Origin of the sequence: Pseudomonas putida, assembly GCF_026625125.1 — a bacterium.
GTDB lineage: Bacteria > Pseudomonadota > Gammaproteobacteria > Pseudomonadales > Pseudomonadaceae > Aquipseudomonas > Aquipseudomonas putida_X.
In genome coordinates, this window is sequence record NZ_CP113097.1 from 934,756 (window position 1) to 956,775 (window position 22,020).

Here is a 22,020-nt window from a genome sequence, read left to right on the forward strand (position 1 = left end):
CACTCTTTTGACCAAAGCCGCGATGGCTGGCCTCTGGCCTGCAAAGGAGTGCCCGTGGTTCCCTCTTCCGCTGCCCGGCAGCGTGGCGCGATCGGCCTGATGGCGGTTACCACACTGGCGCTGGCCTTGCTGCTCATGCTGGTAGCGGTGGACAGCGGCCGTCTTTACCTTGAGCAGCGCAAGTTGCAACGTATCGCCGACATGGCCGCGCTGGAGGCTGCTGGCCAGTCTGCCGTGTGCACCGGCAATGGCCCACAGGCCACGGCCATCGCCAGCATCGCCGCGGCCCGCAACGGCCACACGCCCGGCAGCCCGGTGGTGGCCAGCTGCGGTTACCTGCAGACCGGTGCCAACAGCCTGCGCACCTTCACCCATGACAACACCCGTAACGAAGCGATAAGGGTCGATGTCAGCAACACCGTCACCACCAGTTTCGCCGCCGGCATCTACCTCCTGACCCAAGGGGGGGAGGTGCCGCTGACCACGACCTTGCAGGCCCATGCTGTGGCATCGAAACCCTCGCCGCCACAGGCCATGCTGAGCATTCGCACTACGTTGGCTACGGTGAACTCGCAACAGTCGGTGTTGCTCGATGGCTTGCTCGGCGCCTTGGGTGGCAACGTGCAGCTTGGCCTGGCGGGCTGGAACGGCATCGCCGCAACCGACCTCAACCTGCTCGATTACCTCGACCAGTTGGCTGTCGACCTGCAATTGACCGTCGGCGACTACCAGCAGCTAGTCAATGCCGACGCCACCGCCACACAATTGCTGGAAGCGGCGGTCAAGGTGCTTGAGCAAAGCGGCGCCGCCGCCGATGTCGTCATCAACCTGGGCAAGGTCGCCCTGGGTGCCGGCAACAGCACCTTGCTGCAACTGGGCGAGATTCTCGATGTTCAGAACGGTACTGCCCAAGCAGGGCTGGACGCCAGCATCCAGCTGCTGCAGCTGGTGCAGGGGGTGATCCAGCTGGCGGCGAGCGACAGCGCAGCCACCGCCGACTTGCCGCTCAGCGTGCTCGGCCTGGTCAACGGGCGGGTGCGGCTGAAGGTGATCGAGCCGCAACAGGTCTCGGCGGTCGGCGACCCGCGTACGGATGAACTGAGGGTTCACACGGCTCAGGTACGGGCGATGATTTCCCTCGACCTGCCGCTGCTCAGCGGGGTTTTCGGCTTGGCCAATGCGGTGCTCGACCTTGTCTCGCCGCTGACCAACGTGCTCAATAACCTGCTCAGCCTGAACCTGGCGTCGACACTGGAGTCGGTGCTGTGTCTGCTGGGTGTGCCGTGCACTGTCACCGACATCATGCTCGTGCCAGACAGGCTTGAGCTGGACATTGGCCTTGAGGTCGCCGAAGCCACGGCGCGCCTCGACCCGCAGTCCCCTGACACGTTCAGGTGCTCGCCCAAGCGTTTGACCGTTCAGGCTCAGAGCGCTGCCGCCAAGCTGGCGGTGGGCCGCTTCGAATCCGCGGATGCGTTCTTCACCTCCGGCACGACCGCAGTCAAGGCCCTGCCATTGGTCGATATCGGCACCAAGCGCTGCACCAAGTTGCTGATACTCGGCACCTGCCAAAGCCGAATACCTTACGCCGGTGGTGGCCTTGGCCTGCGGGTCGACAGCAAACTGCTGGGCAGTGGCCCGGTAGAGCACCCGTTGCTGTTCCAGGGGCCGGGCAGCGAACCGCCCAACATCGGCCAGCCCGCGGCCTACATGAACATGCGCCCCGCCAATGACAATGTGGTCGGCAGCCTCAGCGATACCTTGCTGGGCGTCCAGCTCCAGGCCTTCAAACCCACTGCCAACAGTGGCCTTGGCGAGGTGCTGGTGATTGCCGGTAACGTGCTCGGTACGGTCAAAGGCATCATCGAACCGTTGATAAGCGGGCTGCTCAGCCCGCTGCTCGACCCCTTGGTCAATGTGCTGTTGAAGGTGCTGGGAATCGACCTGGTCAATACTGACGTCGGCGCCAACCTCAGTTGCGCCACCGGCCGAGCTCAGTTGATGTTGTAGATGGGCAGCAATACCCGGAAGCAGGCGCCGTCAGCCCCATTGAGCGCTTCGAGCCTGCCACCCATGGCCTCGACGATGCCGAAGCTCACCGACAACCCCAGCCCGGTACCCACGCCCGCAGGCTTGGTGGTGAAGAACGGCTCGAAGATACGCGCGATCAGACGCGGGTCGATACCCCCGGCGTTGTCGTCCACCTGCAGGCACAGTTGCCCTTGCTCGATACGCTGGCAGATGCCGATTCGGGGGCTGACCACCTGACGCTCGAGCAACGCATCCCGGGCGTTGACCATCAGGTTGATCAGCACCTGCTCGAGCTGGTCCTCATGCCCTTGCACCTCCGGGCAGAAGTCCGGCGCTTCGATCTGCAAGGCGACACCTTTGCTGCGCAACCCTTCACCCAGCAACGCTATGGCGCCATCCACCGCCGTCCACGCCGCAAACACCTGGTGCTCAAGCGCAGAGCGCCGCCCATAGGTGCGCATATGCTCCACCAGCCTGGCCACACGCCCCACCTGTGCATCGATGCGCTGCAGCTTGCCTTGCAGGTATTCGACGTCGAGCACTCCGCTTTCCACGCGCTTGAGGGTATTGGCGATGGCCAGGCGCATCACGTTCAGCGGCTGGTTGATTTCATGCACCAGCCCTGTCGCCAACTCACCGAGCGTGGCCATCTTCGCGCCCTGCATCAGTTGTTGCTGGCTTTGCCTGACCTGCGTGTTGTCGCGCCCCACTGCCTGCACTTCCAGCAGCCGGCCCTGCTCATCGAACAACCCACGCTCGGCCCACACCCACCAGGCATGCCTGTGCCCTGGCAGTTGCAGGCAGATCTCCGCGCTGCCCAGCGGCTGCTCGGGGGTCAGCGCGGCCAGGCGCTGCAGGAATGCAAGGCGCTGGGCTTCTGACATCCATTGGCCCAGGTTCATCTCGCGCAATTGCTCAGGGGCGCACTCCAGCTGGTCGGCGAGCGGCCGGTTGCCGAACAGCAATTGCAGGTCCGGGGTGTAGCGGCAGATCATCGCGGGTGAATCCTCCACCAGTACCCGGTAGCGTTCCTCACTCTGGCGCACACGCTCGGCAGCTTCGGTCGCTTCGCTGACATCGAGCCACAGGCCGACCACCTCGACCGGCTGGCCGAGGTCGTCACGCAACAGGCGGGCTTCGTCCAGCACCCAGTGGTAGCCACCCAGATGATCGCGCAGGCGATAGCGGCTGCGTACCTGGCCATCGCGCAGCAGCGTACGTGTTCGTTCAAGCCACAGTGCCTGGTCGTGCGGGTGTACCGCCTGGCCTGGCTGGCGCGCCAGTTCGCTATCTTTGGGCCAGCCCAGCATCGGCGTCAGGCTGGCGCTGAAAAATTCGCTGTGCAGCGCGCCCTCGCTACAGCGCTGGATATAGATCACCGCAGGCGAGCTGGCGATCAGGTTCTCCAGCCGGACGCGCGCGGCGCTGGCCTGAAGTTCCTGGGCTTTCAGTGCGCTGATGTCGAGCACAAAGCCTTGCCCCTGCCCGCCGTGCAACTGCCCGACCCAGTGCAGCCAGCGCGGCGCGGCAGCACTGTCGGCTGCGAGCAGGCGCACGTTCAGGCTCAATGCAGCACCGTGGCGCAGTTGCTCCAGGGCCATTTGCGCGGCCTCCCGATCAGCCGGATGCAGGCGCGCCAGCCATTGCTCGAGGCTTACCGTAGCAGGCAGGTCAAGGCTGGCGGCCAGGGTTGGATCGAACTGCAGCAGCCCTTGCCCGGGCCATTGCCACCAGCCTGCGCCCAGTTGCTGTTGCAACTCGTCCAGATGGCGCGAGCGCTGCTGCAACTGGTGTTGCCGCAGGCGCGCCAGCAGCGGTTCGAGCAAGGCTTGCAACAGCGCCTTGGCCGCCTCGGGCGCAGGTACCGACGGCGCGCCCGCACACAGCAACCAGGCCTGAACCTCATGGCCGTGGCTGTAAGGCACAAGGAACAGCGGTAACCCAGCGCACGTCGCTCGCCAGTGCGGCAAGTCCGGCGCGACCTGCTGAAAGTGGGCGGGAAGCGCCTGCAGCCACGGCTGCAGGCGTTGGTCATCGGGCCAAGGCCAGTCGTTTTCGCTGCAGGTATAGGCGCGCCAGCGCGCTTGGTCCACCAACATCAGGCGTACCGAGCCGGCGTGCCAGTGCTCGGCCAGGCGCAGCAGTTGCTCGGCGGTCGTCTGCGTCAGCCACGCTTCGCTGCAGTCACGCACGGCCTGGCCGACCTCTGCGGCCAGCTGGCGCTGGGTCAGCCACTGCTCCTGCTGAGCGCCTTGGCGCAGCAGGTCGCTGATATCGAACAGCTGCAGCATCCAGCCGATCGCCTGGTGTTGCAGCCAGCCGCGGGTCTGCAGGGCGTGGCCGTGCACGGTGGGAAAATCCAGATCCAGCGCTTGCCCTTGCCAATCGGCAGGCACACCTTCGAGGGCCAGCCAGCTGTGCCGATACAGGTAGTCGTGTATTCGCGCCTGGGCGTGGCCAGGTACGGCCAGCAGCGTGCGCAAGGGCCCGGCCAGGCGCAGCACGTGCCCGTGATCGTCCAGCCACACCTGCAGGCCCACCGCCTGCGGCATCTGCGCGGCAGGCTCTGCGGCAGGGCTGCCCAGCCAGCGATCGAACAGGCCGCTCACAGTTGCAGGCTCGCTTCGGCCCGCAAGCTCTCAGGCAAGCGGGGCACTTCGCCAATCAGCGGTATCACCAGCATCGGCAATACGTTGTGCAGTTTCCTTTTCGGATAATTGATCGTCACTTTCAGCAGCTTGTCATCATCCACGCTCACCTGTGCATCGGCCGGCTGGAAGTCCAGTGCCTCGGGCATCCAGGCCAACTGCTCACGGATCACGGCGTGGGCAAGCGCCTGCACATCGTCGTCATAGCTTTCGCTGCTCGGGTCCAGGGCCACGCAGCGGCGTACGGCCTCGCTGCTGGCCTGGTTGAACGACTGCAGCATCAGCATTGGCAGGGTGTAGCTGACCAGGCCGTAGAACACGGTGAAAAAGATCATGAAGACGGCGACGAACTCGATGGCTGCTGCGCCTTTTTGCCGTGCTGGCGGGCCTGCTTGCATGATTGCGTCTACCCTGACGAGGAGTCCTGAGTTACAGCATAGAAGCCTTCGACGAACAGGGATGGCCAATTGCCAATATCCAGTATCGCCTTGCTGCTGTGGCTTGCCCTGTGCAGCGGGCAAGATGTCCGCGAACGGCAGATTTCCAACCTTCTGACCCTGGGGGTGGCAGCCTGTGCGCTGGTATGGCTGGTGGCTACCGGGCACAGCTGGATCGGCGCCCGGGCCAGTGATGCCGGCTGGGCACTGGTGATCGTGTTGCTGCTCACATTGCCTGGCTACATGATGGGGCGTTTCGGTGCCGGCGACGTCAAGTTGCTCGGCGCGCTGGGGTTGGCCACCAGCCAGGCCTACGTGCTCGGTACGTTCATCGGTGCCGGGGGCTGCATGCTGATCTGGGCGCTGTTGCGACGCTGGGCGCGGCGCAGGGCAGGGCAGGCGCCTGAAACCCAGCCATTTGCGCCCTTCGTGCTGGTGGGCTTTTTGCTGGCCTGCGTGTGCCTGCGCTGAGCGTGCCCTGGCCCGGTCAGTTGTTGGACTCGGTCACCTTGGTCCAGCGATAGAAATCCGGAATGGCGTACTTGTAGGTTTCCAGCCAGCGCTGCTTGGACAGGTCGCGCTCGCGCGCCGTCTGCACCTGCAGTCGGTTGGACGCCTGTTCGCCACTGGACTGCACCCGCAGCAGCGCTTCGGTCGCCGTTTGCGCAGGCGGTTGCTGGCGTGGGTAATCCTCTGCCCAGGTCGTGGAGAAACCGGTGCAGCAGGCCAGCAGCATCACATACCTGATCATGACCTTCTCCTTCGCTCAGTTGACCATCACACGTTCGCCACCGGCCGAGGCTATCGGCCCGCGCCCGGTGGCTTTGATCTGGCTGGCGCGGGCCTGGGCCTGGGCGAACTGCGCCGGCTTGAGCCGCAGGCGGCCGACCAGGTCGGTGGCTTGCTGCCAGTTGTCTTGCAGCAGCGCCAAGGTCACCAGGTTGACGGCGGGCAGCGAGTTGTCCTCCTTGAGCTCGATGGCGGTCAGGAATTCGAAGCGTGCCTGTTCATACCTGCCCAGGTTCATCAGCACTACACCCAGGTCATTGCGAATGCGCTCATCGGTCGGTGCCAGCCGTGCCGCGCGCTGCAGGTTCTGCAAGGCCTGCACGTCATCGCCGCGGGCCGAGGCGAGCTGGCCCAGGCCATGCTCACCCTCGGCCGCGAGGCAGCCGCCGAGCAAGCTGCGGTACAGCGGTTCTGCTTCGCTGCGCCCCAGCAGGCGCGAGACCCTGGCCTTGCGCAAGCGTACCTGGTCAAGGGTGTTGGGCAACTGCTCCAGGTGCGCCAGGCTGGCGTGCGGGCGGCCATCGTTGAGCATCTCGTCCGCCAGGTTCAGTGCCAGTTGCTGGTCGGCGTCCGGCTTAGCGCAGCTTGAGGTGCCGAACCACTGCCCGAGCCCGCCAGGCTGCTGGCCGGCGCAGCCCGTCAGCACTAGCAGGCCGGTGAACAACAGGGTCGCTTTCATCCGTTACTCCCTAGGGCCCCAAGGCCCGCGTCAAGGCGGAAAAACCCGGCCCGGCCAGGACGATGAGCAGTGCCGGGAAGAGAAATACCATCATCACCGCCGACATCTTTGCCGACATCTTCGAAACCCGCTCCTGCATGCGTGTCAGGCGCCGGTCGTCGAGCAGATCCTTGAGTGCGAGCAGCGACTTCATCGCGCCGCTGCCCTGTACCAGCAACTGCTGAAGGATTACGCAGGTATCGATGAATTCATCCACGGCCAACAGGCGTGCGGTCTTGTCCAGTTCCGGGCCGAGCGCCAGGCCCGAGTCCACCCGTTGCAGCACCAGGCGTAGCTCTTCGCTGATTTCCGGGAGCAGCGCCTGGCCTTCCTGGCTCAGTACCCGCAACGCCTGCTCTACGGCCAGGCCTGTCTCGAACAGAATACGCAGCAGCGGAATCATCAGGCTGACTTCCAGGGCGATCCGTTGCTGGCGCTGCCGGGCGGCCATGGCCAGCAAGCGTTTGGGCAACAGGTAGCTGGCACCCAAGGCAAACAGCGGCCAGACCAGCCAGTGTGTGCCCGCACCGCCCAGCGCGGCGTGCTGCAGGATCAAGGTCAGGACGACCGCCACCAGCGGCAGCCCCAGTTGCATGGCAGCGAACAGCGCCCGCTGGCGGCTGCGGCGCCAGCCGACCCGGTCGAGCAGGGCCTGGGTTTCACCGTCGAGTTTCTGCAGGCGCTGCCCCAGGGGGCTGTTGCCCAGCCAGTGCAGCCAGTTCCCCAGGCGCTCCTCGCGCGCCAGCCGCCCCTGCAGCCTGCGCGTGACCAGGTAACGGGCACGCAGCTGACGGGCCGCCTGCAAGCCCAGCAAGCCGGCGGCGATGAACAGGCACACGGCACAGAGCAACAAGGCCATGGTCAGAGGCTCCTCATCATGCGCCACAGCACCAGGCAGCCGACCACCTGCAGGGCGAAGGCGAGCAGCAACATCATCTGGCCGCCGCTGTCTTGCCACAGGGTCAGCAGGTACTGCGGGTTGGCCATCAGGAAGTAGCCGACCATGCACAGCGGCAAGGCGCCAAGGATCATCGCTGTGATGCGGGTTTCGCCGGTCATCGCCTTGAGCTGGCGGCTGCCTTGTTCGCGCTCGCGGATCAGCTTGATCAGGTTTTCCATCAGCTCGCTGGTGTTGCCGCCGTAGCGCTGGTTGATGCGCAGCCCCATGGCGAACAGGCGCAACTCATCCTGGTTGTAGAGCTCGGCCAGTTCGTTGACCGCATCGTCCAGCGGTACGCCCAGCTGCACGCTGCGCCGTACCCGGGTCATGGTCGAGCGCAGCGGCTCGCGCGAGCCGTCGATACCACCGAGTAGCGCATCATTGAGGGTTCGCCCGGCCTTGAGGCTGCGCACGCTGTAGTCCAGCAGTGCGGGCAGTTGCGCGACAAGCTGCTGCACACGCCGCCGGCATAGCCAGCTGAGGGTGAAATAGCCGAGCAGCGGCAGGCTCACCAGCACCATCAGCGCGGCCACCCACCCGGCGCCCAGCAGCGCCACCAGCGCCAGGCCCAGCCAGGCCAGCAGCCAGCGCTGCGGTTGCCAGTCGGTGGCGCCAAGCCCGGCCCGTTGCAAGAGCGGCTCAAGCCAGTCGCGCCGTGCGTTGGCGCTGCGGGCCAACTCAAAGGCCCGCCCCAGGCGCTGGAGAATGCGCTGTTCGCTGCGCTTGTACAGGCCCAGGCGAAACAGCATCAGGGAGACGCCCAGCAACAGGGGCGCCAGCGCCAGCAGCAGGGGGCCGGTCATTGCACACCTTCATGGCGCAGTTTGCTCCCCGCAGGGTTCGGCGCCTCCCGTAGAAACACGTCGCCACCGCGGCGGTCGAGGCGGAACAGTGTGCTGGTCACGTACACGTCATCACGCACGCCGACCACTTCCAGGATTTCACTGACGCAGCGGCGCCCGTCGGGCAGGCGCGCCAGCTGGATCACCACGTCCAGTGCCGCGCAGATCATCTGCCGCAAGGTCTTCTCGGCGATTTGCCGCCCGCTCAGGCCAACCAGGGTTTCCAGGCGCAGCAAGGCGTCCTGCGCGGTGTTGGCGTGCACCGTACTCATCGAGCCATCGTGGCCGGTGTTCATCGCGGTGAGTACATCCAGCACCTCGGTACCGCGGATTTCGCCGAGGATGATACGGTCCGGGCGCATGCGCAGGGCATTGCGGATCAGCTCGCTGGCCTTGATCTCGCCATGCCCCTCGGCATTTGGCGGGCGGGTTTCCAGGCGTACCACGTGGGGATGGTGCAGTTGCAGTTCGGCGACGTCTTCGATGGTCACCAGGCGCTCGCGTGGGGCGATCATCTGGCTGAGGATGTTCAGCAGGGTGGTCTTGCCGGTGCCGGTGCCGCCGCTGACCAGGATGTTGCAGCGCCGGCCCACGGCGCGCTCGAGGAAGTCGAAGATAGGTTGGTCGATGGCACGGGTGGCGAGCAGGTCGGCGCTTTTGAGCATGTCCTGGCGGAATTTGCGGATCGACAGGCAGGGGCCGTCCAAGGCCACCGGTGGAATGATCGCATTGACCCGGCTGCCGTCGGGCAGGCGCGCGTCGACCATCGGCGACGATTCATCCAGGCGCCTTCCGAGCGGTGCGAGGATGCGCTGCATGACGCGCTCGACGTGGTGGGCATCGATGAAACGCAGGTCAGTCTGTTGCAGTTGCCCGCCGCGCTCGACGAACACCCTGTGCGGTCCGTTGACCAGGATTTCGGTGACACTGGCATCACGCAGCAGCACCTCCAGCGGCCCGAACCCAGTCAGCTCATCGACCAGTTCTTCGGCCAGGCGCTCCATTTCATAGCGTGACATCGCCAGGCGCAGGCGGGCCACGTAATCGCCCACCTGCTCCAGGACAAATTGCGTCAATGCCGGGCGCGCGCCTTCGAGCAGGTTGCGGCCGCTGTCTTCGATGGCATCGATGGCAAAACGGTGCAGTGCACGCTTGAGCGCATACGGGTCGCCCGAGGCATGGTGAGGGCCGCCGAAGGGTTGGTCGCCGTTCATTTGCTACCCCATAGCCGGCGCAGCCAGGTAAAGGCCGGTGGCGCAAGGTTCTCCGAGCGCTGCGCCAAGCGCTCACCCAGGCTGCGCAGGGCCTGGGTCAGGTTTTCCCGCGGTGCCAGCTCGAACAGGCTCAGGCCCTGGTTTTTCACGTTCAGCCGGACTTCGGGGCTGTCAGGCATGACTTTGAGCAGGGGTAGGCCGTAGCGCTTGGCCAGGCTCTCGGCATCCGGCGCGACATTGCTCAGGTAGCGGTCGACCAGCAGGCTGGCATGCTCCAGCTTGATGCCATTATCGCGCCACAGCTCCAGCACTTCGAGGTTGCGCCGGCAGTCGAGGATGTTCTGGTCGGTATAGATGATGAGCTTGTCGCAATGGCTGATGATGGTGCGCAGGGCCTCGCTGTCGGCATGCCCGGTCAGGTTCACGACGATGTGCTGAAAGTGCTGGCGCAGTGCGCTGAGCAGCATGTACAGCTCGGCGGCACTGGTCTTGCGCAGAGGTTCGTCATCTTCGGCGAAGGTCAGCAGGCGCAGGCCTTTCTTGTCGCGGGTGAAAGCGCTGTCGATCAGGGTGGTGTCGAGCCGGCGCAGGTGGCGCAGGGCATCGCCGAAGTAAAACGACGCCTCCAGCCCCAGTAGCGCCAGGCTGTCGCCACGTGGCATGCCCAGGTCCAGCAGCAGGGTCTGCTGGCCGCTTTCCTGGACCACCCGCGCCAGATGCGTGGTCAGCAGCGCACCGTCGGCACCGGTCTGCACGCCGTACAGCACGGTCAGGCCGCCCAGGCTGGGGTTGTTGGTGACGGTGGGCATGCGTTTGCCCAAGCGCCGGACCAGCCCGGCCACTTCACTGGCCCGCGATCCGTAGGCGACGAAATCGCGAGCCCCGGCACGCATGGCGTGCAGCACCAGCTGATTGTCCATGCCATCACCCAGGGCGACGATCGCAAGCAGCGGCTTGGCCTCGAGCACGCCTTCGATCAGTGCGCACTGGTTGACCAGTTGCTCACGGTCCAGGCCGATGAACACCAAGGTGCTGAACGTCGCATTGATCAGCGCCAGCAGCTCGTCGAGGCTGCCGCCACTGGCACCGATCACCTGGCCTTGGGGTGCCAGCGCACTCTGCAGCCACTGCAGGTCTTCTTCGTTGCGGGTGATGCCCAAAAAGGTCTGGTTGAGGCTCTCGTTCATCGTGATAACCCGCTTTGGCCATCGAAGTTGCCGTTTTCCATGAAGAACAGCCGGCCCCAGCTGGGGTCGTAGGTGCGCAACCCTTCACCGGGCAGTTCCGGCAGGCGGGCATTGGCCGCCAGCGGTTGAACCAGATGCGGGGTGACGATCATCAGTAGCTCGGTTTCCTCACGTACCAGGGCCGATTGCCGGAAAAACGCGCCAAGGATCGGCAGGTTGCCCAGCCCGGGGAGCTTGTCCACCGCCGAACGGGTGTTGTTGCCGACCAGGCCGCTGATGATGAAACTCTCGCCATCGGCCAGGGAAATGCTGGTATCGGTGCGCCGTATGCTCAGCCCCGGTACGCTCGTGCCGGCAATGGTCACCGCGTTGGTGTAATCCAGCTCGCTGACCTCAGGCGCTACCTTCAGGGTGATGCGGTCGCGGCTGATCACGGTCGGCGTCAGGGCCAGGCGCACACCAAACTCCTTGTACTCGATCGAAAAGTTGTCGCTGCCAGCGCTGGGCACCGGGATCGGTATCTCGCCCCCGGCCAGAAAGCTTGCCGTCAGGCCGCTGAGCACGGTGAGGCTGGGGCGCGCCAGGGTGTAGGCGAAGCCGCTGTTCTCCAGTGCATTGATGGCTGCCAGGAAACGGCTGCTGCCGCCGCCCCAGACAATGTTGAACACGCCGTCGTTGAGCGGGATCTGCGGCGAGGTGACAGGCACGGCGCCCGGCGTCACCGATGTGCCTGGCACGGTGCCCGGCGACCCGATCAGGCTGTTGTTCGAGCCGCTGAAGAACAGGCGGGCGCCGGCTTCCTTGTACTTGGTGCGGCGCACCTCGACGAAGCGGATATCGGCCTGCACCTGGCTCGGCAACGCCGGATCCAGCGACGGTGGCAGGCCCGTTTCGGCCATGGCGGCGCTGGCCTGGCCGTTGACGAACAGCATGGCCCGGTGTGGCGCGGGGGCGCAGGCCGTCCACAGCATGAGTGTGGTATTGCCCTGGCCCACGGCGGTCACCAGTACGGCGCGGTCACCGCTGGGTTGCACATCGGCAACGTTGGGGTCGCCGACGGCAGCCCGGGTGATTGCCAGCGGCAAGCGTAATTCTTGCTGTAGGCCTTGATCGATTTCGATCACTGAAGGCAGTTGGGCAAAGGCTTCGCAGCCTTTGCTGGCGCCATTGGCGTGCGGCAACAGCGCCATCATGAGCAAGGCCAGGCATGTGTGGCTGGCGAACCGTTTTGCACTGCAACGCTCGGAACTGCGCATGCTGCATCCTTGCCTTGTCAGGGGGTCTTGTTGGCGTCCGCGGCCTGTGCGCCACGGATGATCTGCATGCTCGCAACGGCTGCAGCGCTTGAGGCGGTTTTGGCCAACGGGGCCTGGGAAAGCTGGCTGAACCGAAAGAGTTCGCGGTTGATGGTTTCTACCTGAGGCTTGCTTTCCGCTTCGGCCCAGTAGCGGGCCAGCCGCTGCTCGGCGGCACTGCGCACGGCCAGGCGCAGGGTGCCGACCTGGGCTGCCAGCATCAGGCGGCTGGCCAAGGCTTCAGGAACTGCCAGCACCACGGTGTGGGTGCTGGCCGGGTTGCTTGGGCGCGCCTGTTCGCGTCGGGCCTTGAGTTCCTCGGCGGTCAGTGCCGGCCGCCCGTCATTGGCAACGCCCATCTGTTCGCCGACGCTCAGCACGCGCAGGGCCGGCAACACCACCTGGGCCGAGGATTGTGGGTTGTTGGCCTCTTCGCGCAGGTACAGCAGCACGTCGACAAAATCACCTGGGTACAGTTGCCCGGCTGCGCCGACCACTTCGTCCACGCCGACCGCCACGGCCCGTTCGTGGGCGCGGATCATCCGTGCCAGCGGTCCGCCAGGCTGGAAGCTCGATTCGTCCAGCCAGCTACCTGCCGCCAGTGGCCTGGCGCTGCTGCGTCCGATCACCTGGTCTACGTGCTGGAAGGCCCCGTCAGGCACCACCTGCAAGCGCTCGAGCAGCACGTCGTCTGCAGTCAGAGGCGTATTGGCCGGCAGCGCCTTGCGCAGCACGACGACAGGGAAGCGCTGGGGCTCGGGCGGTTTTGGGGTGGGCGCGGCAACCACGGCTGCCGGCTGTTCGGCGACAGGGGCGACTGGCTGGGGTGGTGCAGCAGGGCGGCTGAGCACCACGCCCCAATAGCCTGCCAGCAGTGCGCCGATCAGGAAAACTGCAGCCAGAATCATGGTCAAGCGACTGCTCATGTCTGGCCTCCGTGCACATGTTCGGGTGGTGGCAAAAAGTTACTATTTCGCTATTGCACGGTAGCCCACCCATTGCCATTCGCCATTAGCCGCTCGCGTTTTTTTCACGCCTGAATGTAAAACCAATTAAAACAATCAGTTGATGAAATCGACGGCTTTAATGCTTTTGGATTATTACCTGATGACTAATGCTTTTTTATATTTGCGGACGGCGCCAGCTTGGCAATCCTTTGATGGCAAACAGGGGTCACTTTGACACCATTGTCGCCGGCGATGTCGCCGCAAGGAGCTGGTCATGTTGCTGAAACAGGTCGTCCTTCACTGCAAACACTTCCTGCGTCGCAAAGACGGCGCTTCGGGTATCGAGTACGCGGTCATCGCGGCGATGGTGGCGGTGGTGCTGGCGGGTTTCGTCACGCCCATCTCGACCCAGATCACGGCGATGTTCACCGCGATCCAGGGGGCTCTTTAATCCCTAACCCAATGATGTTCAACGCCTCACCGGGCCAGGTGTCCAGGAGCCGCACATGCAGAACTCGCCCTCGCGTCAGCAGATTCTTCTGGTCGATGACGAGCAAGAGCATCTACTTGAGTTGGCCGAACTCCTCGAGAGCGAGGGGTACTACTGCCATACCGCAGGCTCGGTGAAAGCTGCACTGCAACTGCTCACCCAGTATCCGGACGTTGCCTTGGTCATCACTGATCTGCGTATGCCGGAGGAAAGCGGCATCGATTTGATCCAGCGCTTACGCGACCATACGGCCCGCCAGCATTTGCCGGTGATCGTCATGTCGGGCCACGCCGGTGCAGACGACCTCAGCGACCTGCTGCGCCTGCAGGTGCTGGATTTCTTCCGCAAGCCCATCTATTACGCACGGTTGCTGGAGACACTGGACAACCTGTTCCCGCAACCGTTGTTGCAGGTTGCCAAGTACTGACTCCACGCAGCGAGAGCAGAAACGAGAACGCCCGGCACATGGCCGGGCGTTCTGGTTACTGGCAAGGATCAGGCGTCAGGGTCATTGAGCTCCAGTACACCGCGCTTGCTGCGCAGCTTGCCGTAGAAATGATCCAGCGCATTGTTCAGCTTGCTGGCTGCCCCATCCACGGCCTGGTCCAGCGAAGCGGCGGTATGGGTCACGGAAATCGGTTGATGGCCTTTGGGGCGAGCCTCCATCTGGCAGCGTTTGTCATGCGGCCCGGGCTTGGCGCCGTTCTCGTCGCGCAGGTGCACCTCGATGCGGGTGAGGTCCTCCTCGTAACGTTCGAGCGTGGTTTGCAGCGTACTGCGGACCCACTCGTTGAGACGGATGTTGCCTTCGATATGGTTGCTGCTGTTGACCTGGATTTGCATGATTCAATCCTTATTCAGCTTGCTCGCATGGAGGCGTGCCTAGGCCCTTGAGGCCCTTGGTAAAGCTTCGCCTCTTGACTCTAAGGTCAGGCAACCGAAGCCTGAATTCAAGCCCTTCGTGAAAATAAATGTTCTGTTGCAATTGGCATCGCAAAGGCAACTGGGCTGCCCTTGACGAGCGAAGGCCTGCTCAAAACCCTGTGGCCTTTCAGACTTTGCTTATGCGAATTGAAATCATTACTATTGCTACCCCATCGTTTCCCGGACCTCCGCCATGAAGCGCAATGCCGCCGGACTGCCCCTGAGCTACCGCCTGGCCGTGACCTCTCGCTGCCTGGCTGCGGTGCTGGGCGGATACCTGCTGGCGTCCATGGCCAGCGTCTGCATCACCCTGCTGGCGCCGTTGCCGCAAGTCGACGCGGCCATGACCGGCATGATGTTGTCGTTCGTCTTCTACCTGTTGGCCTTCATCTGGTGTTTCGCCTGTCGCAGCGCCGCGCTTGCCTGGCTGGGCGTGTTGCTGCCGAGCCTGCTGCTGGCTCTGATCAGCGGGTTCGCCTACTGGATGGGACATCCATGAAGGACGGTTTCCGCCAGGCGATGGCCTGGTTGCACACCTGGACCGGGCTTATTTTCGGCTGGCTGCTATTCGCTATCTTCCTGACCGGCACGCTGTCGTATTTCAAGGAAGAGATCAGCCACTGGACACAGCCTGAAGTCCGCCGCCACGCACTCGACCCGGTGGCGAGCCTGGGCCTGGCTCAGCGCTACCTGGAGGCCAACGCGGCACATTCGGACAACTGGATGATCCGCTTGCCCAGCGAGCGCAAAGCCGCGTTGAGCGTCGGTTGGCGTGACCCAGATGGCGGGCGCCGTGGCTTTGTCAGCAAGCAACTCGACGCCCAGACCGGGCAACCCGTAGAGGCCCGCGACAGCCGCGGCGGCGAATTCTTCTACCGCTTCCACTTCCAGCTGCAGATGCCCTATCCCTGGGGGCGCTGGCTGGCGACCTTCTGCGCCTTCATCATGTTGCTCGGCCTCGTCACCGGGATCATCACCCACAAGAAGATCTTCAAAGAGTTCTTCACCTTCCGCCCCGGCAAGGGTCAGCGCTCGTGGCTGGACGGGCATAACGCCATCGGTGTGCTGGTGTTGCCGTTCCACCTGATGATCAGTTACAGCAGCCTGGTGATCTTCATGTACATGGTGATGCCGGCCAGCATCATGGCCAGCTATGGGGGCAATACCAACGGCTATTTCAACGACTTGTTCGGCCGTGAGGACGTGCCCAAGGTGGCCAACGTCGCTGCGCCACTGGTGCCGTTGGCCAGCTTGTATGCCAAGGTTCAGGCGCAGGCCCCCGGAGCCCGCATGGGGTACATCCAGGTCCACAACCCGGGCGACCGCAACGCTCGCGTGAGCTTCGCCCAGGCTTCGGCCGACAGCATCGCCTACAAGCGCAGCGCCAACTGGATGTTCGACGGCAGCACGGGCGAACTGCTGAGCCAAGGGGCACCGGAAAGCGCTGCAATGATGACCTCGTTCAGTTTCGTCGGCCTGCACATGGGCAACTTCGCCGGGCCCTGGTTGCGCTGGCTGTACTTCGTGTTCGGGGTGGCCGGTACTGCGGTCATCGGCACGGGCCTGGTGATGTGGCTTGGCAAGCGCCAGCTCAAGCACGCCAAGCGCGAACGCATGCCCGCCGAGCTGCGCCTGGTCGAGGTGCTCAACATTGCCAGCATCAGTGGCCTGCTGCTCGCGGTGGCCGGCTTTTTCTGGGCCAACCGCGTGCTGCCTGCCGCGCTGCAAGGCCGGGCGGAATGGGAGGTGAACACGTTCTTCGTAGTCTGGCTGTTGTCGCTGGTACATGCCGTGCTGCGCCCCGGGCGTCGCGCCTGGGGCGAGCAGTTGGGGCTTGGGGCGCTGGCCTTTGCCCTGCTGCCGTTGCTCAATGCACTGACCACCGGCCAGGGCCTGAACCACAGCCTGGCCGCCGGCGACTGGGCCATGGCCGGGCTGGACCTCACGGCACTGGGCACCGGTCTGTTCCTGGCCTGGGCCGCAGGCAAGATGCTACGTGCCCCGAAGGCTGTGGCCAAGCGTGAGCCCCGGGTGGCCAAGGCAACGGCTGAAACGGTCGAGGTGAATGGATGCTGAGCGTCGCCCTGATTGGTTTCGCCGGCTTTGCTGCCTTGTGCCTGGCGATGGAAAGGCACTTCAAGGATCTGCTGGGGCGCAAGCCTGCTGCTGGCCAGTTGCGTGGCCTGCGCGTGGCGGGTTGGTCGTTGCTGCTGGCATCGCTGGCGCTGTCGGTGCACCTGCGTGGGTGGGCGCATGGCTTGGTGGAGTGGGTCGCGGTGTCGATGGCCGGGGTGACCCTGTGGGTCTTCGCCTTGCCTTACCAGCCGCGCGTGCTGCTGGGGCTGGCGGCGATCAGCCTGATAGTGGGCCCGCTATTGATCCTGTCTGGCGGATGATGCCTTGATCGAGCCTGACAGCGACGGCACCCGCGCGCGTTTCGTGCAGGTCTTCATGGCCCAGCGCGCACGCATGGAAGCCTTGGTCAGCCGGCGAGTGGGCTGCCGCGCCACGGCATCGGACCTGGTCCAGGAGCTGTTCTTGCGCTTTTGGCGGCGCCCCGAGGTCAAGGTAGAGGCGCTGGACACCTACCTGCTGCGCTGCGCCGGGAATCTGGCCATCGACCACCTGCGCAGTGAAGGCAGCCGCGAGCGTATCGCCGAAGCGTCGCTGCCCCTGGATGAATGCCTGGCCCAGGCACCGGAGCAGGCCCTGGAGGTCAACCATGACCTGCAGCGCATCGAAGCGGCGCTGCGCGCCTTGCCTGAGCGAACCCGGCAGATCTTTTTGCTCAACCGTATACACGGCTGCACATATGGCGAGATCGCAAAGGCCATGCAGCTGTCCCAGAGTGCCGTGGAAAAGCATATGATGCGCGCCCTCCAAGCGTGCAAAGCCAGTGTTGCCGAGCCCGCGCCCCCGATCCCCAGGCCAGGGAGCGCCCGTCGATGAGCCGTTCAGACTTGACCACTGCTGACCCGTCGCAAGCAGCGCTGCGTTGGCTGGCCACGATCAACGAGCAGCCTGAGGTTGCGCAGAGTGTGGCGTTCAAGCGCTGGTTGCTGGCCGACCCCAGGCACCGTGAAGCCTATGCCCAGGCCCAGGCGCTGTGGCACCAGACCGCGGCGCCGGCGGCTCGCCTGGCCGAGGAAGAATACGCAGACCTGCAGCGATACCTGGATGCCATGGCCAAGGCGCCTGTCCCGGCGCGCTGGCGCCGCGCCCGCGCCCTGGCTATGGCGGCATGCCTGGTGCTGGCCGTGGGTGTTGCGGGGGGCTGGCACCCGGGGTACTGGCTGCAGGACCTGCAGGCCGATTTCAGCAGCACGCACGCCATCCGTCAGGTGACGCTGGCTGACCAGTCGCAGGTGACGCTGGACGCGGGCAGTGCCATTGCTGTCGATTTCCAGCACGGGCAGCGCCAGGTGCGGCTGTTGCATGGCGCTGCATTCTTCAAGGTCACGCACACCGGTGAGCCCTTCGTGGTACAGGCGGCGGGGGGCCAGGTGCGGGTGCTGGGCACGGAGTTCGAAGTGCGGGAGCAGGCCGAGGGTGCACAGGTCACGGTGCGCAACGGTCGAGTGGCGGTCACGCCGGCTCAAGGGCAAGCCGCCCGTGAGCTGACGGCCAACCAGCAACTGGCCTATGCCCGAGGCCTGGCGGGTGAGACTGCGCGTGTGGACAGCGACAGCCGTCTTTCCTGGCGCCAAGGCTGGGTCAACTACTACCAGGCGCCCTTGGCGCAGGTGATCGAAGACCTGGGGCGCTATTACCCGGGGCGGATCGTGCTGCTCGACAGCGAGTTGGGGCAGCGCAAGGTCAGCGGCAGTTTCCCGGTGCGCGAGCCACTGGCGGCGCTGGACTCGCTGGGCAAGGTGATGGGGTTCTCGCGGCAGACGGTTCTCGGCCGGTTGACGGTCATCCGGCAAGTGTCGGTCGCGGGAAAATAATTTTCAAAAGCGGGTGAGGTAACAGGACGTGACATCCGTGTAATGAGTGGAAGTGCGATTCATTCGCAGTCATCACCCTCTCACAGGTCAGCGTCCATGAAGTTCACCCACCGTTGCGTCCCCCTCTGGCTTGGTCTTTCTGCGCTTTCGGCCTTGGCTGCTGCCCCTGGTATCTTCGCCGCCGAACAGCTCGAACTGCACAGGTTCGCCCAGCCGAGCCAGCCCTTGCCTCTGGCGCTCAGTGCCTTCAGCCGCGCCACCGGCCAGAGCGTGGTCTACACCTTGGAACTGCCTGCCGTGCAGGCACCGGCCCTGCAGGGTACGTTCAGTGCCGAACAGGCGCTGCAGCAGTTGCTGGGCAACGCTGGCCTGACGTGGCGCCGGGTCGACGCCCGCACGCTGACGCTCGAACCTGTGGACACCTCCGGTGCGCTCAACCTGCAGGCCACCACGGTGACCTCGCAGATGGACACCTACAGCTACCAGCCGCCGGCCAGCGCCTCGATCATGCGTGGCCAGGGCCCGTCCCAGGACATCCCCCAAGCCATCAACGTGGTCCCGGCCCAGGTCATTCGCGACCAGGCCCCGCGCAACCTGGATGATGCCCTGGCCAACGTCAGCGGCATCACCCAGGGCAACAATTTCGGTGGCACCTCCGACACGGTGATGAAGCGCGGCTTCGGCGACAACCGCGACGGTTCGATCATGCGCGACGGCATGCCCGTGGTGCAGGGGCGTAGCCTCAATGCGAGTACCGAACGGGTCGAGGTACTCAAGGGGCCGGCTTCGCTGCTTTATGGCATCCAGGACCCGGGCGGGGTGATCAACGTGGTCAGCAAGCGCCCGCAATTGCAGCAGTACAACGCCCTGAACGTGCGCGGCTCGACCTACGGCAGCGGCAAGAATGGCAGCGGCGGCGGTTTCGACAGCACCGGGGCACTGGGCGACAGCCACTTCGCCTACCGCTTGATCGTCGACCATGAAGACGAGGATTACTGGCGTAACTATGGCGTGCACCGCGAATCGCTGGTGGCGCCGTCGCTGGCCTGGCTTGGCGAGGACACCCAGGTGGTGCTGGCCTACGAGCACCGTGAATTTCTCTACCCGTTCGACCGGGGCACCGCCTTCGGCAGCAACGGCCACCCGCTGGACATTCCGGCCACGCGCCGCCTGGATGAACCCTTCAACGACATGGAAGGCCGCTCCGACCTGTATCGCCTGGAGGTCGATCACCAGTTGGCCGACGATTGGAAGCTGCACGTTGGCTACAGCTTCAACCGCGAGACTTACGACGCCAGCCAGGTGCGCGTGACCGGTGTCAACGAAACCAAGGGCACGCTCACACGCAGCATCGATGGCACCCACAACGCCATGAGTCGCGACCAGTTCGCCACCCTCAGCCTGACTGGCAACCTGGAGCTGGCCGGCATGCAGCATGACCTGCTGATGGGCATCGATCACGAAGACCGCAAGGTCTTTCGCGGCGACCTGATTCGGCAGAGCGCGCAGTCCTCCTTCAGCTATGTGAACCCGGTCTACGGCCAGGAAGTGGAGGGGAGCACGGTGCGCGCCAGCGACAGTGACCAGACCGACAAGCTGCGCACCGACGCGCTGTTCCTGCAGGACGCAGTGCACCTGGATGAGCACTGGATACTGGTGGCCGGCGCACGCTTTCAGCAGTACGACCAATACGCTGGCCGCGGCCGGCCGTTCAAGGCCAATACCGACACCCGTGGCCAGGCCTGGGTACCGCATGCCGGTATCGTCTACAAGGTCGATGAACAGTTGTCGTTCTATGGCAGTTACAGCGAGTCGTTCAAGCCCAACTCCAGCATTGCCCCGCTGACCGGCGGCGTGGTGCTGGATTCGTCGATTGCGCCCGAAGAGGGCAAATCGTGGGAGCTGGGGGCCAAGCTCGACATGCCCGGCAGCCTGACCGGCACCCTGGCGCTTTTCGACATCACCAAACGCAACGTGCTGGTCGCCAACTTCGACAGCGGTACCGGCGATACGGTCTACAGCAATGCGGGCGAGGTCAGTTCCAGAGGGGTGGAGCTCGACCTCACCGGGCAGCTCAGTGAGCGTTGGAGCCTGATCGGCAGTTATGCCTACTCCGACGCCAAGGTGACCAAGGACCCAGACCTCGAGGGTAACCGCCTGCAGAACGTGGCCAGGCACAGTGGCTCGTTGTCGGCGGTGTACGACTTCGGCAGCCTGTTCGGCGGCGACCGTTTGCGTTTCGGTGCCGGAGCCCGTTATGTCGGCGAGCGCCCGGGCAACTCGACCAATACCTTCGACTTGCCCAGCTACACCGTGGCCGATGCCTTCGCCACCTATGAGACCAAGCTGGACGAGCACAACGTGCGCCTGCAGTTGAACGTGAAGAACCTGTTCGACAAGGTGTACTACAGCTCGGCGGTCAACCAGTACTTCGTCGCCATAGGTGATGCACGCCAGGTGAGCCTGTCGAGTACGTTTGAGTTCTAGTGGCTGAAGGCGGCGCGATAATCGCCAGGTGTCGCGCCGACTGCCTGGCGAAAGCGATTGCTGAAATGGCTGGCACTGGCAAACCCGCACAGCAACGCAACGTCTCCCAACGGCAACTGCCCCAGGCGCAGCAGCTGGCAGGCCCGATACAACCGGCGGGCCAGCAGATACTGGTGCGGTGGCACGCCGAAGCTGGTGCGGAACATGCGTGCGAAGTGATACTCGGAGAGGTTGCAACGCACGGCCAACTCACCGAGGGTGAGGGGCTGATCCAGGTGTGCCTCGATGTAGTCCACCAGTTGCCGGCGCAGGTTCGGTGCCAACCCGCCTTTGAGGCGTAACCCCTGGCGCGGCCCCACTTGGCTGAGCACGGCGTGATCGACGATCTCGTGTGCCAGGCTGCTGGCCAGCAAGCGCTCGCCTGGCTCCTCCCAGGCCAGGCTGATCAACTGGCGAAAACGCATCGACTGCCGTGGGTCGTCGAGAAACGTCGCTTCCTGCAGTTGCATCTCCCGCGGTTCCCGGTCGAGCAGGCGCACGCAGCCCAGGGCGAACTGCACCTCGCTGATGTACAGGTGCGCCAGGCGCAGCTGCCCATTGACCACCCAGTTGGACTCGTGGCCGGCCGGCATGATGCACAGTTTGCCCGGTGCCCCTTTGTCGGCGGGGCGTTGGCGGCGAAAGGTGCCCGTGCCGTGGGCGATGTAGCACGACAGCGTGTGGTGACTGGGCGCCTGGTAGTCGCGGGCGTCGTCACGGTTGCTCCACAGTGCCGCGGCCAGCCCATCGCCCAGGTGCGCGCTCAGTTCCAGCCTGGCGTGGGGCGAGGCATGCATGGCGTTGAATACGTGCAGCTGGTTCAGTGGGGTCATGGGCGATTCCTCTGTTGCCATCGTACTGCCGATGCGCCGAGGTGGCAGCTCCCTGGGCGTTGAAAAGCGCAAGTTTGTGCAAGCGCACAGCACTGGCCGAAGCGAACACTGATGGCTCTGGCGAGGGCTGCGCCCTCGATCGCCGGCAAGCCAGCGCCCACCAGTGCCGCTTCCAAGCACGGCGGCGAACCTGTGAAGGCCAACTTGTCGGCGATGGGCCGCATGGTGCCCCGCAATGCAAGGTCGTATGCC

At 64.6% G+C, this 22,020-nt stretch carries 22 protein-coding genes; 10 read left to right on the forward strand and 12 right to left on the reverse strand.

Going from position 1 to position 22,020, the window contains the following annotated elements:
- Positions 1-54: 54 nt before the first annotated feature.
- A complete protein-coding gene (locus OSW16_RS04290; RefSeq protein WP_267820999.1) occupies positions 55-2,010 on the forward strand; it encodes a pilus assembly protein TadG-related protein in 1,956 nt (651 codons plus the stop codon).
- Here OSW16_RS04290 and OSW16_RS04295 read toward each other — a convergent pair.
- Positions 1,995-4,640 (reverse strand): PAS domain-containing sensor histidine kinase, encoded by a 2,646-nt coding sequence (locus OSW16_RS04295; RefSeq protein WP_267821001.1) that lies wholly within the window; start codon positions 4,638-4,640, stop codon positions 1,995-1,997. The genes OSW16_RS04290 and OSW16_RS04295 overlap by 16 nt on opposite strands.
- Positions 4,637-5,077: a TadE/TadG family type IV pilus assembly protein gene (locus OSW16_RS04300; protein WP_241806575.1), complete on the reverse strand. Its 441-nt coding sequence runs from the start codon at positions 5,075-5,077 to the stop codon at positions 4,637-4,639. The genes OSW16_RS04295 and OSW16_RS04300 overlap by 4 nt, the downstream gene beginning before the upstream one ends.
- A gap of 75 nt (positions 5,078-5,152) precedes the next feature.
- Here OSW16_RS04300 and OSW16_RS04305 point away from each other — a divergent pair, with 75 nt between their 5' ends.
- Positions 5,153-5,587: a prepilin peptidase gene (locus tag OSW16_RS04305; RefSeq protein ID WP_267823877.1), complete on the forward strand. Its 435-nt coding sequence runs from the start codon at positions 5,153-5,155 to the stop codon at positions 5,585-5,587.
- 16 nt (positions 5,588-5,603) lie between these two features.
- On the opposite strand, the gene OSW16_RS04310 is transcribed toward OSW16_RS04305, so the two are convergent.
- Genes OSW16_RS04310 through cpaB form a run of 8 tightly spaced genes read right to left on the reverse strand, consistent with a single transcriptional unit; the run spans position 5,604 to position 13,027 of the window.
- Positions 5,604-5,867, reverse strand: a complete 264-nt coding sequence (locus tag OSW16_RS04310) for a DUF3613 domain-containing protein (RefSeq protein ID WP_267821003.1) — start codon at positions 5,865-5,867, stop codon at positions 5,604-5,606.
- 15 nt (positions 5,868-5,882) lie between these two features.
- Positions 5,883-6,584, reverse strand: coding sequence for a tetratricopeptide repeat protein (locus OSW16_RS04315; RefSeq protein ID WP_267821006.1), 702 nt, complete (start codon positions 6,582-6,584; stop codon positions 5,883-5,885).
- A gap of 10 nt (positions 6,585-6,594) precedes the next feature.
- Positions 6,595-7,482 (reverse strand): type II secretion system F family protein, encoded by an 888-nt coding sequence (locus OSW16_RS04320; protein ID WP_267821008.1) that lies wholly within the window; start codon positions 7,480-7,482, stop codon positions 6,595-6,597.
- A 2-nt stretch (positions 7,483-7,484) separates the two neighbouring features.
- Positions 7,485-8,366 carry a type II secretion system F family protein gene (locus OSW16_RS04325; RefSeq protein WP_267821010.1) on the reverse strand — a complete coding sequence of 294 codons (882 nt, stop codon included), beginning with the start codon at positions 8,364-8,366 and terminating at the stop codon, positions 7,485-7,487.
- Positions 8,363-9,619, reverse strand: a complete 1,257-nt coding sequence (locus OSW16_RS04330; RefSeq protein ID WP_267821012.1) for a CpaF family protein — start codon at positions 9,617-9,619, stop codon at positions 8,363-8,365. Before OSW16_RS04330 ends, OSW16_RS04325 begins: the two co-directional genes overlap by 4 nt.
- Complete coding sequence (locus OSW16_RS04335; protein ID WP_267821014.1) at positions 9,616-10,806, reverse strand: pilus assembly protein; 1,191 nt, start codon at positions 10,804-10,806, stop codon at positions 9,616-9,618. Before OSW16_RS04335 ends, OSW16_RS04330 begins: the two co-directional genes overlap by 4 nt.
- Complete coding sequence (locus tag OSW16_RS04340) at positions 10,803-12,062, reverse strand: type II and III secretion system protein family protein (RefSeq protein WP_418942029.1); 1,260 nt, start codon at positions 12,060-12,062, stop codon at positions 10,803-10,805. Before OSW16_RS04340 ends, OSW16_RS04335 begins: the two co-directional genes overlap by 4 nt.
- A 17-nt stretch (positions 12,063-12,079) precedes the next feature.
- A complete protein-coding gene (gene cpaB, locus OSW16_RS04345) occupies positions 12,080-13,027 on the reverse strand; it encodes a Flp pilus assembly protein CpaB (protein WP_267821016.1) in 948 nt (315 codons plus the stop codon).
- A 295-nt stretch (positions 13,028-13,322) separates the two neighbouring features.
- On the opposite strand from cpaB, the gene OSW16_RS04350 reads away from it, so the two are divergent.
- Positions 13,323-13,499 carry a Flp family type IVb pilin gene (locus tag OSW16_RS04350; RefSeq protein WP_267821018.1) on the forward strand — a complete coding sequence of 59 codons (177 nt, stop codon included), beginning with the start codon at positions 13,323-13,325 and terminating at the stop codon, positions 13,497-13,499.
- A 55-nt stretch (positions 13,500-13,554) separates the two neighbouring features.
- A complete protein-coding gene (locus OSW16_RS04355) occupies positions 13,555-13,965 on the forward strand; it encodes a response regulator (protein ID WP_267821020.1) in 411 nt (136 codons plus the stop codon).
- A gap of 68 nt (positions 13,966-14,033) precedes the next feature.
- Here OSW16_RS04355 and OSW16_RS04360 read toward each other — a convergent pair whose 3' ends face one another.
- On the reverse strand, positions 14,034-14,381 hold the full coding sequence (locus OSW16_RS04360; protein ID WP_241806585.1) for an HPF/RaiA family ribosome-associated protein: 348 nt from the start codon (positions 14,379-14,381) through the stop codon (positions 14,034-14,036).
- 274 nt (positions 14,382-14,655) lie between these two features.
- On the opposite strand from OSW16_RS04360, the gene OSW16_RS04365 reads away from it, so the two are divergent.
- The 6 genes from OSW16_RS04365 (at position 14,656) to OSW16_RS04390 (ending at position 20,896) form a co-directional block, all read left to right on the forward strand.
- Positions 14,656-14,961: a DUF3649 domain-containing protein gene (locus tag OSW16_RS04365; RefSeq protein WP_267821022.1), complete on the forward strand. Its 306-nt coding sequence runs from the start codon at positions 14,656-14,658 to the stop codon at positions 14,959-14,961.
- Positions 14,958-16,538, forward strand: a complete 1,581-nt coding sequence (locus OSW16_RS04370; protein ID WP_267821024.1) for a PepSY-associated TM helix domain-containing protein — start codon at positions 14,958-14,960, stop codon at positions 16,536-16,538. The genes OSW16_RS04365 and OSW16_RS04370 overlap by 4 nt, the downstream gene beginning before the upstream one ends.
- Positions 16,532-16,858: a DUF3325 domain-containing protein gene (locus tag OSW16_RS04375; protein ID WP_267821026.1), complete on the forward strand. Its 327-nt coding sequence runs from the start codon at positions 16,532-16,534 to the stop codon at positions 16,856-16,858. Before OSW16_RS04370 ends, OSW16_RS04375 begins: the two co-directional genes overlap by 7 nt.
- 55 nt (positions 16,859-16,913) lie before the next feature.
- Positions 16,914-17,411, forward strand: coding sequence for an RNA polymerase sigma factor (locus OSW16_RS04380; RefSeq protein WP_372490468.1), 498 nt, complete (start codon positions 16,914-16,916; stop codon positions 17,409-17,411).
- Positions 17,408-18,409 (forward strand): FecR family protein, encoded by a 1,002-nt coding sequence (locus OSW16_RS04385; protein WP_267821028.1) that lies wholly within the window; start codon positions 17,408-17,410, stop codon positions 18,407-18,409. Before OSW16_RS04380 ends, OSW16_RS04385 begins: the two co-directional genes overlap by 4 nt.
- Positions 18,410-18,505: 96 nt before the next feature.
- Positions 18,506-20,896 (forward strand): TonB-dependent siderophore receptor, encoded by a 2,391-nt coding sequence (locus OSW16_RS04390; RefSeq protein ID WP_267821030.1) that lies wholly within the window; start codon positions 18,506-18,508, stop codon positions 20,894-20,896.
- On the opposite strand, the gene OSW16_RS04395 is transcribed toward OSW16_RS04390, so the two are convergent.
- Positions 20,893-21,768 (reverse strand): AraC family transcriptional regulator, encoded by an 876-nt coding sequence (locus OSW16_RS04395; RefSeq protein WP_267821032.1) that lies wholly within the window; start codon positions 21,766-21,768, stop codon positions 20,893-20,895. The two genes, OSW16_RS04390 and OSW16_RS04395, sit on opposite strands and share 4 nt — an antisense overlap.
- Positions 21,769-22,020 lie beyond the last annotated feature (252 nt).